The sequence below is a fragment of the Paenibacillus sp. FSL R5-0470 genome (assembly GCF_037975205.1).
Taxonomy (GTDB): Bacteria; Bacillota; Bacilli; order Paenibacillales; family Paenibacillaceae; genus Paenibacillus_AQ.
Window position 1 is genome coordinate 308934 of record NZ_CP150238.1, and the last position, 14410, is coordinate 323343.

Annotated in this window: 12 protein-coding genes; 9 read left to right on the forward strand and 3 right to left on the reverse strand. The window is 46.5% G+C overall.

Annotated elements, in window-relative coordinates:
* Positions 1-159 precede the first annotated feature (159 nt).
* Complete coding sequence (locus tag MKY99_RS01395; protein ID WP_339268261.1) at positions 160-618, forward strand: Hsp20/alpha crystallin family protein; 459 nt, start codon at positions 160-162, stop codon at positions 616-618.
* Between the two features lie 184 nt (positions 619-802).
* Positions 803-1810: a DnaJ C-terminal domain-containing protein gene (locus MKY99_RS01400; RefSeq protein ID WP_339271450.1), complete on the forward strand. Its 1008-nt coding sequence runs from the start codon at positions 803-805 to the stop codon at positions 1808-1810.
* Positions 1811-2494: 684 nt separating this feature from the next.
* Here the strand turns inward: MKY99_RS01400 and MKY99_RS01405 are convergent.
* Positions 2495-2710 (reverse strand): hypothetical protein, encoded by a 216-nt coding sequence (locus tag MKY99_RS01405; protein ID WP_339268263.1) that lies wholly within the window; start codon positions 2708-2710, stop codon positions 2495-2497.
* Between the two features lie 89 nt (positions 2711-2799).
* On the opposite strand from MKY99_RS01405, the gene clpB reads away from it, so the two are divergent.
* Positions 2800-5442: an ATP-dependent chaperone ClpB gene (gene clpB / locus MKY99_RS01410; protein WP_339268265.1), complete on the forward strand. Its 2643-nt coding sequence runs from the start codon at positions 2800-2802 to the stop codon at positions 5440-5442.
* Between the two features lie 91 nt (positions 5443-5533).
* On the opposite strand, the gene MKY99_RS01415 is transcribed toward clpB, so the two are convergent.
* Positions 5534-7174 carry a glycosyltransferase gene (locus MKY99_RS01415; protein WP_339268266.1) on the reverse strand — a complete coding sequence of 547 codons (1641 nt, stop codon included), beginning with the start codon at positions 7172-7174 and terminating at the stop codon, positions 5534-5536.
* A 328-nt stretch (positions 7175-7502) separates the two neighbouring features.
* Here MKY99_RS01415 and MKY99_RS01420 point away from each other — a divergent pair, with 328 nt between their 5' ends.
* From MKY99_RS01420 to MKY99_RS01445, 6 genes are all read left to right on the forward strand, one after another.
* Entirely contained in the window at positions 7503-9119 is a 1617-nt protein-coding gene (locus MKY99_RS01420; RefSeq protein WP_042184171.1) for an ABC transporter substrate-binding protein, read from the forward strand.
* Positions 9120-9188: 69 nt separating this feature from the next.
* On the forward strand, positions 9189-10139 hold the full coding sequence (locus MKY99_RS01425; protein ID WP_042123467.1) for an ABC transporter permease: 951 nt from the start codon (positions 9189-9191) through the stop codon (positions 10137-10139).
* Positions 10140-10143: 4 nt separating this feature from the next.
* A complete protein-coding gene (locus MKY99_RS01430; RefSeq protein ID WP_042184173.1) occupies positions 10144-10989 on the forward strand; it encodes an ABC transporter permease in 846 nt (281 codons plus the stop codon).
* A gap of 15 nt (positions 10990-11004) precedes the next feature.
* Positions 11005-12024, forward strand: coding sequence for an ABC transporter ATP-binding protein (locus tag MKY99_RS01435; protein WP_042184174.1), 1020 nt, complete (start codon positions 11005-11007; stop codon positions 12022-12024).
* Positions 12014-12934, forward strand: coding sequence for an ATP-binding cassette domain-containing protein (locus tag MKY99_RS01440; protein ID WP_143759515.1), 921 nt, complete (start codon positions 12014-12016; stop codon positions 12932-12934). The genes MKY99_RS01435 and MKY99_RS01440 overlap by 11 nt, the downstream gene beginning before the upstream one ends.
* A gap of 34 nt (positions 12935-12968) precedes the next feature.
* Positions 12969-13424 (forward strand): hypothetical protein, encoded by a 456-nt coding sequence (locus tag MKY99_RS01445; protein WP_339268269.1) that lies wholly within the window; start codon positions 12969-12971, stop codon positions 13422-13424.
* A gap of 75 nt (positions 13425-13499) precedes the next feature.
* Here the strand turns inward: MKY99_RS01445 and MKY99_RS01450 are convergent, their stop codons facing one another.
* Entirely contained in the window at positions 13500-14333 is an 834-nt protein-coding gene (locus MKY99_RS01450) for a hypothetical protein (protein ID WP_042184178.1), read from the reverse strand.
* Positions 14334-14410 lie beyond the last annotated feature (77 nt).

Here is a 14410-nt window from a genome sequence, read left to right on the forward strand (position 1 = left end):
CAAAACATTAAAAATATTAAAATTTGTAGCATTAAATCAGCTGATTTGCCTGAATTTGACCGGAAATTCGCTTAAATCGGTTTTGTTATTCCTCTGATAGGGGACTATAATAAGGTCATAGGTCAAATAAAGTCAAAGTCAATGAGAGGAGAATGGATAATGTTTGATTTGGTTCCTTTTGGTAAACGTAGAGATGATGCTTTTGGTATGCTGGCTAAGTCTTTGAATGATGTTTTTAATGATGATTTTTTTGCACCGATCAAAAGCTCCACGATGTCCTTCAGAACGGATATTCGCGAGAGTGAGCAGGCTTACCTGATTGAAGCTGAACTTCCTGGCTTTAAAAAAGAAGAAATCGACATTGATTATGCCAGCCCTTACTTGACGATTAAAGCGGTGCGGAAGGAAGCGAATGCGGAGGAGAACAAGGATCATCAAATTGTACGTAGAGAACGTCGATATGGTGAATATGTTCGCAGATTCTATGTTCAGGATATTGCAGTGGAAGAGATTCGCGCGTCTTTGAAAGACGGATTACTGAAGCTGGAAGTTCCAAAACAGCAAAAACCACAAGGGAAACGCATTGAGATTCAAGACGGAGATTCTAGCGCTTCGTAGTCTGAATAAGCATAATTTAGGCGGTAATAGTTTCCGCTTAGCATCTTAGAAATAGGCGGCGAGCTTTTAATATAGTTTTATGAATAAAAGGCGCATTGTAGTGGAGGATTCCGGCTATGGTGCGTCTTTTCTCGGAATCGTACGCTGGGTTGTATTTAATAAAGCGTTGAAAGGAGGAATCCGAGTGGCTAACAAAAGCTATTATGATGCTTTGGGCGTGAGCAAAACAGCAACTAAACAGGAAATTAAAAAGGCTTATCAAAAGCTGGCCAAGAAGTGGCATCCCGATGTCAACAAAGCTTCTGAGGCAGAGGCGAAATTCAAAGAAGCGGCTGAAGCCTATGAAGTGCTGGGCAATGAGGAGAAACGCAAGCTTTACGATGAGGAGCTGCTTTATGGGGCTCAGCGTGGTAGAGCTGGTGGAGGTGCGTCGAGCGGAGCCTCTTCGTGGGATTCAAACTATGGTGGAAGCTGGAGCGGCGGAACTTATTCTTCAGGAGGTTCTGGCATTTCGGAGGAAGATTTGTTCGGAATGTTTTTTGGGAATCGGGGATCGGCGGATCGCGCTGGCTTTGATTTCTTTTCTAGTAGTGGCAGTGGGCGTTCGAACGGCAATCCATGGGGTGAGGCGCGTAGTTCGACGCAGGCGCAGCTGGATATTACGTTGGAGCAGGCTTATAAGGGAGCAACTGTAAGAGTGCAGATCGGTGATAAAACTGTGGACGTTCAAGTTCCGCCGGGATCTAGTGAAGGCGCGATTTTAAAAATCGCAGGAACCACTCAGAGTGGCATAGCTCCAGGTGGCGATATACTGCTGGCACTTCATATTCTTCCTCATGATATATACGAGCTTCGAGGTGGCGATTTATACGGTGTAGTTGAAGTTGCTCCATGGCAAGCGGTATTGGGTGGTGAGGTGAAGGTTCCATTACCGGGTGGCGGTGCCGTGAAATTGAAGATTCCTGCAGGAATTCAAAGTGGTAAAACGCTGCGTATCCCAGGCAAAGGTTTGAAGCGTGAGAATGGTGCGAACGGTGATATTTTATTTGGTATTGAGATTGTTGTCCCTGAGCCAACCAGCGAAGCGGAGAAGAATTTGTACCGTAAACTGGCTGAATCCAGTAATTTCGAGGCTAGAGCTAAACGTCAAAGCGCTAGTGCGCAGCGTCCGAAGGCAAAAGTGGGTAATTAATAGGTAGGTAGAGGTAACTTTGTATGTTCGTGATCGAATGTGGCTGGTGAATATGGTGAATAGAGTGCTAGTAGTAGAAAAGTAACTTAATTAGAAACTAACTATAGTAGAGACCTGTAAGAAGTGTCGGGAAAAGGAAGGGTAAAGGTGTTCTAAAGTGTGCTGAATACGAGCTAATGGGTGAAAAGAGGGGTATAAGTACCCCAGACTGCGCCAATTTCGGCTCGATGAGCGAAAAGAGGGGTAAAAATGCCCCAGAATGCGTGGATTTCGGCTCGATGAGCGAAAAGAGGGGTAAAAATACCCCAGAATGCGTCGTATTGGGCTCGATGAGTGAAAAGAGGGGTAAAAATACCCCAGAATGAGTCGTATTGGGCTCGATGAGTGAAAAGAGGGGTAAAAATACCCCAGAATGAGCCGGATTTGGCTCGATGAGCGAAAAGAGGGGTAAAAATACCCCAGACTGCGTGGATTTCGGCTCTATGAGCGAAAAGAGGGGGTGAAAATACCCCAGAATGAGCCGAATTCGGCTGATCACCCGAAATGAACGGTATTAATCCCGCAGATAACGCCAAATGGGGCTCATCCCTCCAAATGAACGGTATTAATCCCGCAGATAACGCCAAATGGGGATCATCCGTCCAAATGAACGGTATTAATCCCGCAGATAGCGCCAAATGGGGCTCATCCGTCCAAATGAACGGTATTAATCCTGCAGATAGCGCCAAATGCGGCTCGTCCGTCCAAATGTACGGTATTAATCCCGCAGATAGCGCCAAATGCGGCTCGTCCGTCCAAATGTACGGTATTAATCCCGCAGATTACGCCAAATGCGGCCCATCCGTCCAAATGTGCGGTATTAATCCCGTAGATAGCGCCAAATGCGGCCCATCCGTCCAAATGTACGGTGTTAATCCCGCTAAATTAATCTATCCCGGCCAAAACGGCCGATCCCATATATCATTCTTAAATAGAAAGGTGAGAGAGCTATGGATTTCAATAAACTTACTCAAAAGCTGCAGGAAGCAGTGGCTGCGGCGCAGTCGCTGGCTTCAGAAAGCGGACATCAGGAGATCGATAATCTCCATCTGTTAAAAGCGTTACTCCAGCAGCAAGAAGGCTTGCTGCCAAGATTGCTGCAAAAGGTGAACGTCCACGTAGCTGAGCTGCTGCGCAGCACGGATGAACTGCTTGGGCGCAAGCCGAGCATAAGCGGATCAGGAGCAAGCACAGTACGGCGTTATGCCTCGCAATCGCTGATTCATCTGCTGGAACAGGCGGAGAAAGAAGCAGCGAAGATGCAAGACGAGTTTGTTTCGGTGGAGCATGCCGTGCTGGCCATGGTGTCGGATTCGAGCAGGGATAATCGTGAGCTGCGTGATCTTTTTGTCAGTCGTGGATTAACACGCGAGAAGCTGATGTCTATACTTGCTGAGATTCGTGGACATCAGCGTGTAACGAGTCGGGAGCCGGAGGCTACTTATGAGGTGCTGGAGAAATACGGACGTGATCTTGTAGCAGAGGTTCGCGCGGGTAAGATCGATCCAGTCATCGGACGTGACGCTGAGATACGTCGTGTGATCCGAATTCTGTCCCGTAAAACGAAGAATAACCCTGTGCTGATCGGTGAGCCAGGTGTAGGTAAAACAGCGATTGTGGAAGGCTTGGCTCACCGGATTGTACGCAAAGACGTGCCGGAGGGGCTGAAGGACAAGACGATTTTCTCGCTGGATATGAGTTCCCTTGTAGCAGGCGCGAAGTTCCGAGGTGAATTCGAGGAACGCTTGCAGGCGGTACTTAGGGAAGTTCGTGAAAGTAACGGCCGTATTATTCTTTTTATTGATGAGCTGCACACGATTGTAGGGGCAGGTAAAACTGAAGGCTCGATGGATGCGGGCAATATGCTGAAGCCGATGCTGGCTCGCGGCGAACTGCACTGTATTGGTGCCACAACGCTCGATGAATATCGCAAGTATATTGAGAAGGACCCTGCGCTGGAGCGTCGTTTCCAACAGGTGCTAGTCAGCGAACCGGATGTAGAGGACACGATCTCCATTCTACGCGGTCTGAAGGAACGGTTCGAAGTCCATCATGGAGTCAAAATCCATGACAGCGCCCTCGTCGCTGCAGGTGTTCTGTCTAACCGCTACATTACGGATCGTTTTTTGCCGGATAAAGCGATCGACTTAGTGGATGAAGCTTGTGCCATGATCCGTACAGAGATTGATTCCATGCCGGGTGAGATGGATGAAGTGACCCGCCGTCTGATGCAGATGGAGATTGAGGAAGCAGCGCTAAAAAAAGAAACGGATGACGCCAGCAAACGCCGTCTTGAAATCTTACAACGTGAACTAGCCGATCTCAAGGAGAAGCAGCTTGGAATGACGGCGCGTTGGGAGAAGGAAAAGTCAGCGATTCAAGGCATCCGCGACCTCAAAAAGCGGCTGGAGCAAGCCCGTAAGGATTTGGTCGATGCACAGGAGGAATACGATCTTAATAAATCAGCCGAATTGAGCTATGGCATCATTCCTGATCTAGAGCGGCAATTGAAAGCAGCGGAAGAAGCGGCACAGCAGGATCAGGATACAAGATTATTGCGTGAAGCTGTAACCGAGGAGGAAATCGCAGATATTGTGTCGCGTTGGACGGGTGTTCCAGTTAGCAGACTGGTTGAAGGCGAACGGGATAAGCTGCTGCGTCTGGAAGAAACACTGCATGAACGAGTTGTGGGCCAAGATGAAGCTGTCAGCTTGGTGGCCGATGCCGTGCTTCGGGCAAGAGCCGGGATCAAAGATCCGAATCGGCCGATCGGTTCCTTCCTGTTCCTCGGTCCGACTGGGGTAGGGAAGACGGAGTTGGCTAAATCGCTCGCGGTCTCTCTCTTTGATCGCGAAGATGGCATGATCCGTATCGATATGTCGGAGTATATGGAGAAGCACAGTGTTTCTCGCCTAGTCGGTGCACCTCCGGGATACGTTGGATATGAGGAAGGCGGCCAACTTACAGAAGCTGTACGGCGTCAGCCTTATACAGTAGTGCTGCTCGATGAAGTGGAGAAGGCGCATCCCGATGTATTTAATATTCTACTGCAGCTGCTTGATGATGGACGGCTGACCGATTCACAAGGCCGGATGGTCGACTTCAAGAACACGATCATTATCATGACCTCAAATATCGGTTCGCCACATCTGATTCAAGGCACCGATGAGAAGGGTCAGCTTACGGAGGCTGCCAAGGATAGCGTAATGAAGGAACTAACTGGTCATTTCCGTCCAGAGTTCCTGAACCGGGTTGACGATATTGTGATGTTCAAGCCGTTGACCCTGGGCGAGATCGAGAAAATCGTGGACAAACTGGTGGACGGATTACGTTTGCGTCTTACTGACCGGGAAATTGGTCTTGAGTTAACTGAGCCCGCGGTACGCTTTATCGCTAAGGAAGGTTTTGATCCAGTGTATGGGGCGAGACCGCTGAAACGCTTCATCCAGCGAAGTCTGGAGACCCGTGTGGCACGTGCGATCATTGCTGGTGAAGCCGCAGAAGGTACGGTGATTCAAGTAGACGAATCCGGTGGCGGCCTGACGGTGAGCATTATGAAACCAGATCTCGATGAACCACAGCGTACTGAATAAGAAGAAGTTAGCAAAACGGATCGTACTATGGAAAATAAAAGGCGTCCACAAAGCCATTAAGGTTTTGTGGACGTCCTTTTTATGATTACCCTCACTCTACCCAAGGTATTAAATGAGGGTGTTCATCCAGAATGGAGAGGTATTGCTCCTTCCAGCCGTATTGGCCATCGGGATCAAGGAGCATGTAACGTAGATATTTTTCTAAGCGGAACTCTGCCTTCGACCAACCGAGATGCTTGAGTCGCAAGTTGCTTAGCTGGTGGGGAAGCTCGAAGACATTCTCCGGGAATCTCCCACAATGCTGTGGAGATTCATTCCATACATAGTTGAAGTCTTCTTTATAACGAAGCAGAAAAGGACGGTAGTTCATATGAGAGCGCCAGTAAATATCTTCTCTGTAATGAGTGGCGTTCCATAAATCGTAGAGACGGAAACAAAATAGATCGACCTCGTCAGCGTACAGCAAGGGCTCGATATTTGCCGCGAAGCTCGCTTCAAAGATTTCGTCTGCATCCAGACTTAGAATCCACTCGGGCTTCGTTTTCAGAACCTCTTCCCATTGCTGCTTTCGCAGCTCAATTTCATTGCTGAATTTGGATATGGTATTGTGCACGAGATGGACGGGAATGCCTTCAAGCACCTCCAGGCAGATAGCTGCTGAATTATCGGTGCTGCCATCATCGATAATGACAGCCTCGTCGATGTATTTGCGATGCTCTTCCAGAACCTGCCGCAGAAAGCGTCCACTTTCATTTTTCACAACCATGGTGAGGGTTAGCTTGGGCCGCTTTCTGGCTGGGGGGACTGCCTCCTTGGAGCTTTCGTTGTCTGGATTGTATGTTGTGGGTGTCGGCATTACTGATGCAGGTACTTCGTCCGTAGATGAACTGTTCTCAGTATCAGTGGCTTCAGCTTTGGTCTCCGTAGTTTCTTTGATGAAATCCTCAACTTTACTCAAATCACTGTCTCTATACAAGTGTAGCGCCGGATAATGGGTATCGACGAACAAGGGGATGCCAAGGGCTGCGGCACGAATGCAGAAATGACGGTCTTCTCCCCAGTATGAAATGTTGCGAATTTGATTATAGCTAACTCCGGTTTTTATCGCATGCTGACTAATCAGTGTACAAGCCCCGAGTCCGCCCACCTCATAGATTCCGGGAATCCGCATCTTTGCTATAAATTCATGAAATCTGCGATTAATCTCCTCTGGTTGCAGTTTTTCACCGGGCAGTAGCTCCCACTGATTGTATTCGTCGTGCATCCATACCTGCGGCTGAAACATAGTCTCTGGCTGCCACTGTGTCCAGAACACCTCTGAAATAATATCCTTGTTCGTACCTATTAGATGTCTGAGGGTATCAGGATGGAGGATGAGATCAGAGTCTATAAGGAATAAATAATCATAGTTCAAGGTTTGGGCGCGGTTGATCATGAGATTTTTAAAATTGGCTACTTTCCAGACTAAGTTGGTATTCCAAAAGTGGGTAGTATCATTGCGAATATACGCATCGTGAAAGCCGGAGCTCTGAAGATAAATATGATCACCCATGCTTTGGAATTCCTGGAGCAGCCGACGTGACTCCTCATCATCATTATCATCAACTAGATGGAAATCCAGCTCAATATCGGCAATATTCAGACGAAGCAGGGAATTCAGAAATTCTTTTAAAACCATAGGCTTCTGGTGGATTGGACTGCCAATCAATACGCGAACCTTGTTTTCCGTCATTGCCGCCTCCTTGGGGAACGCCCCTCTTTCCTTGGATGGTCCTTATGTTCTCAATATATTTACAGGAGAGCGGCAATAATCCTTATTTTTCAAAGTTCTGTAAAGTAAATGAGTATTAGATGTATTAATTCGTAACGATCTGCTGTACAATAACCGAATAATTAGATGACAATATGAACAGCAAAGGATGAGCGTTATGGATAAACCATCAATCGATTCCCTCAATATTACATTAATGTGAAATGCTATCCATTGTAATTCCTAGTATTCCGATATACAATATAAAAAACACAAGCAACGCAGAACATAGAATACGGGGGAGAAACTTATGCGTAAAGGATTATCTGGAGTTATTACTTTGATTTTGTTAACATTTTTGATTAGTGCGTGCTCCGGAGGGAACACCGCCACTTCTACAAATAAAAATCAGACACCTGCTACTAATGATGGAACGACAGCAAGCACTGAGATAAAAGATGGAGGCAACTTGATTATTGGAGTCGCTGCTGATCCTGTTATTCTAAATCCGAACTACGCGGGTGACCGTGTCAGTCTTACGATTGACCAAGCGCTCTATGCTCCACTGTTCCAAGTAAATGATGGTAAGAAGACCTTCTACTTGGCAGACAGCCTGACCCTTTCAGAAGATAACCTGACTTATACGTTGAAGCTGAAAAGCGGACTGACATGGCATGACGGAGAAAAGCTTACTGCTGACGATGTCGTGTTCACGATTGATAGCATCCTCGATGAGAAGCAAAACAGCATGTTGAGAGCGAACTTATTCATCGGTGATAAACCCGTTAAGGCCGTTAAGGTGGATGATCTGACCGTAGAGTTCAAGCTTCCGCAGGTCAGCCCAGCTTTTGAAGCTACACTAGTGCAAGTATTTCCGATTCCAAAGCATATTTTTGAAAATGAGACGGATCTAGAGAAAAGCACCAAGAATGCTAATCCTGTTGGATCTGGACCATTTAAATTTAAGGAATATAAAGCGGGCGAATATGTTACATTAGAAAGATTTGATAACTACTTTGGTGGCAAACCACATCTTGATTCTGTTACGTACCGGATTGCTAAAGATACGAATGCTGCGAATCTCGCACTTCAGAGTGGTGAGATCAACATTAAATATCTAGATCCACAGGATGTTGGAACGATTGAAGCTTCGAACAATTTCGAAATTCTTCCTTATAGTGAAGGCCGATTGTCGTACCTGTTGTTCAACGCGAACAGCGATAGAGGTGCTCTTGCTAAAAAAGAAGTTCGTCAAGCCTTGTCTCTAGCACTAAGCCGTGATGAAATCATTCAGGCTGCTTATTCCTCTAGCGAGTATGCTGACCCGGCGAAGTCATTCTTGACTCCGGATGCATTGTTCTATACTAATGACGTACCTTCTTTCGATAATGATGTGGAAAAAGCGAAAGAGCTTCTGCAATCGGCAGGGGTTAGCGATCTGAAATTGAGATTGATTGTATCGAGCGGTAATAAAGCTCAGGAAGCTATTTCACTATACGTGCAGCAAAAGCTAAAGGCCATTGGCGCTGAAGTTGAACTGCAAAATATGGATGCTTCGGCATATGGTCAGAAGTTCAGTGATATGAATTCAACAGATTTTGAACTTGCGATTGCAGGTTATATTATGGGTTACGATCCTGATGCTTACAGAATTTTGTATACTTCTACTGCTGACTCTAACTACTCGCATTATAATAATGCTGAAGTCGATAAGTTGTTCAATGAAGGTGCAGGAGAAGCAGATGTGACTAAACGTGGTGAGATCTATAAGAAGATCCAGGAGATCATTGCTGACGATGCACCGATTTATCCAATTGCTAATACTAAGACTATTGTAGCTGTCTCCAAGAACTACGGCGGTCTAGAAGAAGCAGTCTTGAAGCCTGTCGTTATTTTTGAAGATTTATCGAAAATCTACCTTAAATAAAAACGGGAAAAAGTAAGCTGGGTTATCCAGCTTACTTTTTTACCGATACAGAACTGGGAGAATAAACGTATGAGACAACTTATCGTCCGAAGATTACTGCAAACCCTGCCGATGTTGTTTTTTGTTTCGGTTGTGTGCTTTGCGATGATTAAGCTGGCTCCGGGGGATCCGGTATTATCCTTCGTTACGCCGAATATGCACGCAGATGATATTGAGCGTATCCGGCATAACCTTGGGCTGGATAAGCCAGCCTACATTCAATATTTAATCTGGATTAAAGAAATATTGCAGGGGAATTTCGGTTATTCCCTAGTGAATCATCAGCCAGTATTGGATCAAATTCTAGAACGCCTGCCTGCAACGGCAGGTTTGATGGGTTCTGCGATCGGTCTCGCTGTTTTGCTGGCGATTCCACTCGGTCTTATTGCTGGAGCAAACCGGAACCGCTGGGTAGATAAGCTGATTAATTTCTTATCCTATGTCGGAATATCCGTGCCTTTGTTTTGGCTTGCCATCTTACTAATGTACTTATTCGCGATTAAGCTGCATCTGCTTCCTATTATGGGGATGCGAACGATTGGTGTGGAATCGGCGTTTGATGTATTCAAGCATGGTATCCTGCCTTGCACCGTGCTTGCTTTTGGATTCTTGGCTGGTTATGTGCGATACATTCGCTCTAGTACCATTGGACAGCTAAAAGAAGAGTACGTGCAGATTCAATATGCTTTTGGATCTAACAAGACAACGATTCTGTTCCGTCATGTAATGAAGCATGTGTTGCTTCCTGTAATTACATTGCTCGGGATGTCTATGGGTGATCTGGTGGCAGGCGCAATTGTTACAGAAACAGTATTTTCATGGCCAGGTATTGGCTCTTTGGGGATGACTGCAGTTAAAGGGATGGATTACCCCGTGATTATGGGAATTACTCTATTCTCCTCTTTAATGCTGATCATCGGTAATCTGGTCGCGGATATTCTATATAGCTTCGTGGACCCACGAATTAAATTAACGAGGTGACCTCATGAATCGCAGTAAATGGAAAAGTGTTGGAGATGAGCTATTTACGAATAAATTGGGCGTCGCAGCCCTCATTACTTTAATCATCTTCTCACTGGGCTCTATATTTGCTTTTTTATCTGGACATGATCCGAATGCGATGGATGTTCTGGCACGTCTGAAATCGCCGGGAGCCGATCACTGGTTCGGGACGGATGACTATGGCCGGGATTATTTTGCCCGCGCATTATATGGTGGCCGGGTATCACTGCTAGTTGGCTTTGCTTCAATGATCATTGCTACAGGCATAGGTGTTACGGTGGGCGTAATCAGTGGATTCTTTGGCGGATGGGTCGATAATCTTCTCATGCGGATGCTTGATGTAGTGCTGTCCATTCCTTCTTTCTTAGTTCTCCTGCTGCTTAGCGTATTTCTGAAGCCGAGTGTTGGGAATATCATCATTATTATTGCTCTATTAATGTGGATGAATATCGCCCGTGTCATTCGGGCAGAGACGATGACGATTAAGGAACGCGAATATGTACTCTATGCAAAAGCCTCCGGACAGAGCAATTTCGGAATTATTTGGCGTCATATTCTTCCGGGGCTAGTGCCTGTTGTCATTGTAGGTGCGACGAATAATATCGCTTCGGCGATAATGATGGAGTCGTCCCTAAGTTTCCTCGGGTTCGGGGTACAGCCTCCGAATGCGACTTGGGGCAGTATGCTTAACAATGCGCAGGGATATATCGCTCAAGCGCCATATCTGGCTTTATTCCCTGGATTATTGATACTATTAACGGTACTTAGCTTTAATGTTTTGGGTGATATTTTGCGGGTAGGCTTTGAACCGAAGCTGATCCGAAGATAGGAGTGTGAAGACATCATGACGGAACGGCTATTGTCTGTCGAGGATTTGAAGGTTTCGTTCCATACAAGGGACGGAGAGAATCAAGCAGTTCGCGGCGTTAGCTTTCATATAGATGCTGGTGAGACGGTAGGAATCGTCGGAGAATCTGGTAGTGGGAAGAGTGTAACTGCCAAGGCGATTATGTCGTTAATTACACCTCCGGGTAAAATTATCGGTGGAAATATTAATTTTCGTGGTGAGAATTTATCGAACCTTTCGGAAAAAGAGTGGAGAAAGCTACGCGGCAATCGTATAGCAATGGTGTTTCAGGACCCCATGACCTCTCTTAATCCTGTAAAAAAAATCGGCCAGCAGCTTACGGAAGTCATCCGTCGGCATCGGGGTTTAAATAAGCAAGAAGCGCTTAAAGAGGCAGCAAGCATCTTGCGTCAGGTAGGTATTAATAATCCTGAACAGCGGCTGCAGCAATATCCGCATGAATTCAGCGGCGGGATGCGCCAGCGGGTCATGATCGCCATGGCTCTTTCCTGTAAGCCAGAGCTATTGATTGCGGATGAGCCGACAACTGCGCTCGATGTAACAATACAAGCGCAAATTCTCGATCTTTTTAAAGAGTTGAAAAATAATACCAGTACAGCTGTAGCGCTCATTACCCATGACTTGGGTGTGGTCGCACAGGTATGTACACGGGTTATCGTAATGTATGGTGGACTTGTGATGGAGGAGGGCACGGTAGAGGATATCTTTTATCGCCCACAGCATCCTTACACGAAAGGTCTGCTTCGCTCGATTCCAAAACGTGACGGCAAGTCGCGGGAACGCCTTGTCCCTATCGAAGGCACACCTCCGGATTTGCTGGATCCTCCTTCGGGCTGTCCATTTATGGAACGTTGCCCTAATGCTTTTGCCCGTTGCAGCGAACGTCCTCCGGTCATCGAATTATCGCCTGGCCATCGTTCGATGTGCTGGCTGGCAGACGGTGTGCAGGAGACTCCAGCCGTAGCTGGTGTTGAAGGGAGCGGTTCTGTTGAGTGATAATAAGATTCTAGTGGACGTAAATAATCTGAAGAAACATTTCTCCAAAGGCAAGGATATATGGGGACGTAATACATCTGTGCTTAAGGCGGTAGATGGCGTAAGCTTTCAGATTCGTCAGGGGGAGACCTTTGGACTGGTTGGAGAGTCGGGGAGCGGCAAGTCTACGGTTGGACGCTGCTTGCTGCGATTGTATGACTATACAGATGGTGAAGTGTCTTTTGACGGGCAGCCGCTGAGCAAGCTTGGAGAGAAGCAGCTTAAGCCTTTTCGCAGACGAATTCAATCGATCTTTCAAGATCCATATTCCTCGTTGAATCCAAGCCTGAATGTGCTTGATCTGATCAGTGAGCCTATGAAAATCCACGGGATCCACGAAGGCGACGAGCGTATAGAGGCTGTTGCGGCACTGCTGGATAAGGTGGGTTTAAAAAGAGAGCATCTTTATCGCTTTCCTCATGAATTCAGTGGCGGGCAACGCCAACGGATTTCGATTGCTCGAGCATTATCTGTGAAACCTGAATTCGTAGTGTGCGATGAACCAATCTCAGCGCTGGATGTATCTGTTCAGGCTCAGGTAGTGAATATGCTGGAGGATTTGCAGTCGGAATTTGGGTTGACCTACCTCTTTGTTGCGCACGATCTGTCGATGGTACGGCATATTTCGGACCGGATTGGGGTGATGTATGGCGGTCGTCTCGTAGAGGTAGCCGAAAGTGACGAACTATACGAGAACCCTATTCATCCTTATACGAAGGCGCTGCTATCTTCGATTTTGGAGACAGACCCTAAGCGGGCTAATCAGAGAATTATTTTAGATGGATATTCGGCAGAGTACGGCAGGGCTGAGACCTCTACATTGCAGGAAGTTAGTCCGGGTCATTATGTTGCTTATGATTTCACGGAATAAGTAGAATCTATATACAGGTATGGGGGGAATCAGGATGTCAGACAATTTGAACCGGGTAAAGTTATCCCAGTGGGATGCTTTACTGGTAGAATCACTTCGCGCTTTGGGCTGGTCCAATGAGGATATTCTTCGTAAAGTGGCGGAGGGCGATTTGCCCGTTGACGAGAGTGAATACGAATTTGATTATAAGCAGTTGACCACTTTACAAGCGGAGCAGCCAGAATTGTTCGAGCAAGCGGTGAAGACAGGCTATCAGATCAAGTACAACACGATTCGTGGCATTCGTAGCTGGATATGGGTTGTTCTTGGTAAAGAGGCAGAGTTGGAGCTTGAAGAGGGTAAAGAAGCCATAGAAATAGTATTGACGACAGCCGAGAAGAACCGGCTGGAATCTGTGCTGTCATTCGGCTGGCAGATTCACGGTGGAGCCGGCGTGGAAGACGATTCCAGCGCTAACGCAAGCTACCGGATCGAGCCGATTCAACGATAACCTCTCCAAGCAGAGAAGAAATAAAGAAAGAACGCCCTTACCTTTTCCTCATGGAAAGGATAAGGGCGTTCTTGGTTAGTTCACTTCAATCCGGCCACGCCGGAAGCTGATTTCTGCTTTGCCGGTGTGCAGCTGCCACATATGCCAGAATACAAACGGAACAATCATAATAAAGTTGATGATTCCCCAATAGTTCATGACGTCTGCATTGTACCACGATGAAGCATCCATTAGTGTCGGGAACAGGCTAACGAAGCAGGCGCGTAGAAGTAAATGTGCCGCTAATGTATAGACCCGCGCAATGATGTAGAGTTCTGGGCGGCGTTTGATGATGGGATAGAGCTCGGCTGCGAGAAGAATGCATAGCGAGCTTGCAAAGAACTTCGGACTCTCTGCATAGACGAAGGCTGCATTCCAAGTTGTATAGAGGAAGTTCCAGCCGATTGTCGTATATGCAATGAGATCGCCGTGCGATTCAGTAGAAATCTTCCAATATTTTGGCGCAAAAGGGATGGTTATACATAATAGGAGGCCGGTAAGCGCATTGAATGTATTCCCCATCGTAAAGTCTTTAATGGTCGCTTCCATGATATTAAGGAATAGAACGCCATATACGAACCACAATACCCAATCCTTCTGTAACCCATTCCAGAACGGTCCTTTTCGTTTCTCGTAGTTAGCAATACGAATGAATCCAACAAATATCGTAGGAAGAATTACACTTAAAATCTTGGCCCACCGAAACCAGCCTTCGACACCGCCCATAAGCCATAAGGGAAAGGTTAGTAAAGAAGCAATCCAGAACCAGTGGGCAAACTTATAATGCTTGCGCATGATACTGACAACAATAAGAAGCAGAACTATGTAGCCGATCATACTAACGCCGTACTGCCATGCAGGAATATCCATGATAAACCTCCTTTTTTTGTGAAAGCGTAATCAATTCTTGCCGATACTGAGCTTCAACCCTACAATGCTTGGTTAAT

Bases quoted from the DNA above. Each gene is read 5' to 3' on its own strand.
- MKY99_RS01395 (WP_339268261.1), top strand. From the start codon at position 160: ATGTTTGATTTGGTTCCTTTTGGTAAACGTAGAGATGATGCTTTTGGT.
- clpB (WP_339268265.1), top strand. From the start codon at position 2,800: ATGGATTTCAATAAACTTACTCAAAAGCTGCAGGAAGCAGTGGCTGCG.
- MKY99_RS01415 (WP_339268266.1), bottom strand. From the start codon at position 7,174: ATGACGGAAAACAAGGTTCGCGTATTGATTGGCAGTCCAATCCACCAG.
- MKY99_RS01420 (WP_042184171.1), top strand. From the start codon at position 7,503: ATGCGTAAAGGATTATCTGGAGTTATTACTTTGATTTTGTTAACATTT.
- MKY99_RS01425 (WP_042123467.1), top strand. From the start codon at position 9,189: ATGAGACAACTTATCGTCCGAAGATTACTGCAAACCCTGCCGATGTTG.
- MKY99_RS01430 (WP_042184173.1), top strand. From the start codon at position 10,144: ATGAATCGCAGTAAATGGAAAAGTGTTGGAGATGAGCTATTTACGAAT.
- MKY99_RS01435 (WP_042184174.1), top strand. From the start codon at position 11,005: ATGACGGAACGGCTATTGTCTGTCGAGGATTTGAAGGTTTCGTTCCAT.
- MKY99_RS01445 (WP_339268269.1), top strand. From the start codon at position 12,969: ATGTCAGACAATTTGAACCGGGTAAAGTTATCCCAGTGGGATGCTTTA.
- MKY99_RS01450 (WP_042184178.1), bottom strand. From the start codon at position 14,333: ATGGATATTCCTGCATGGCAGTACGGCGTTAGTATGATCGGCTACATA.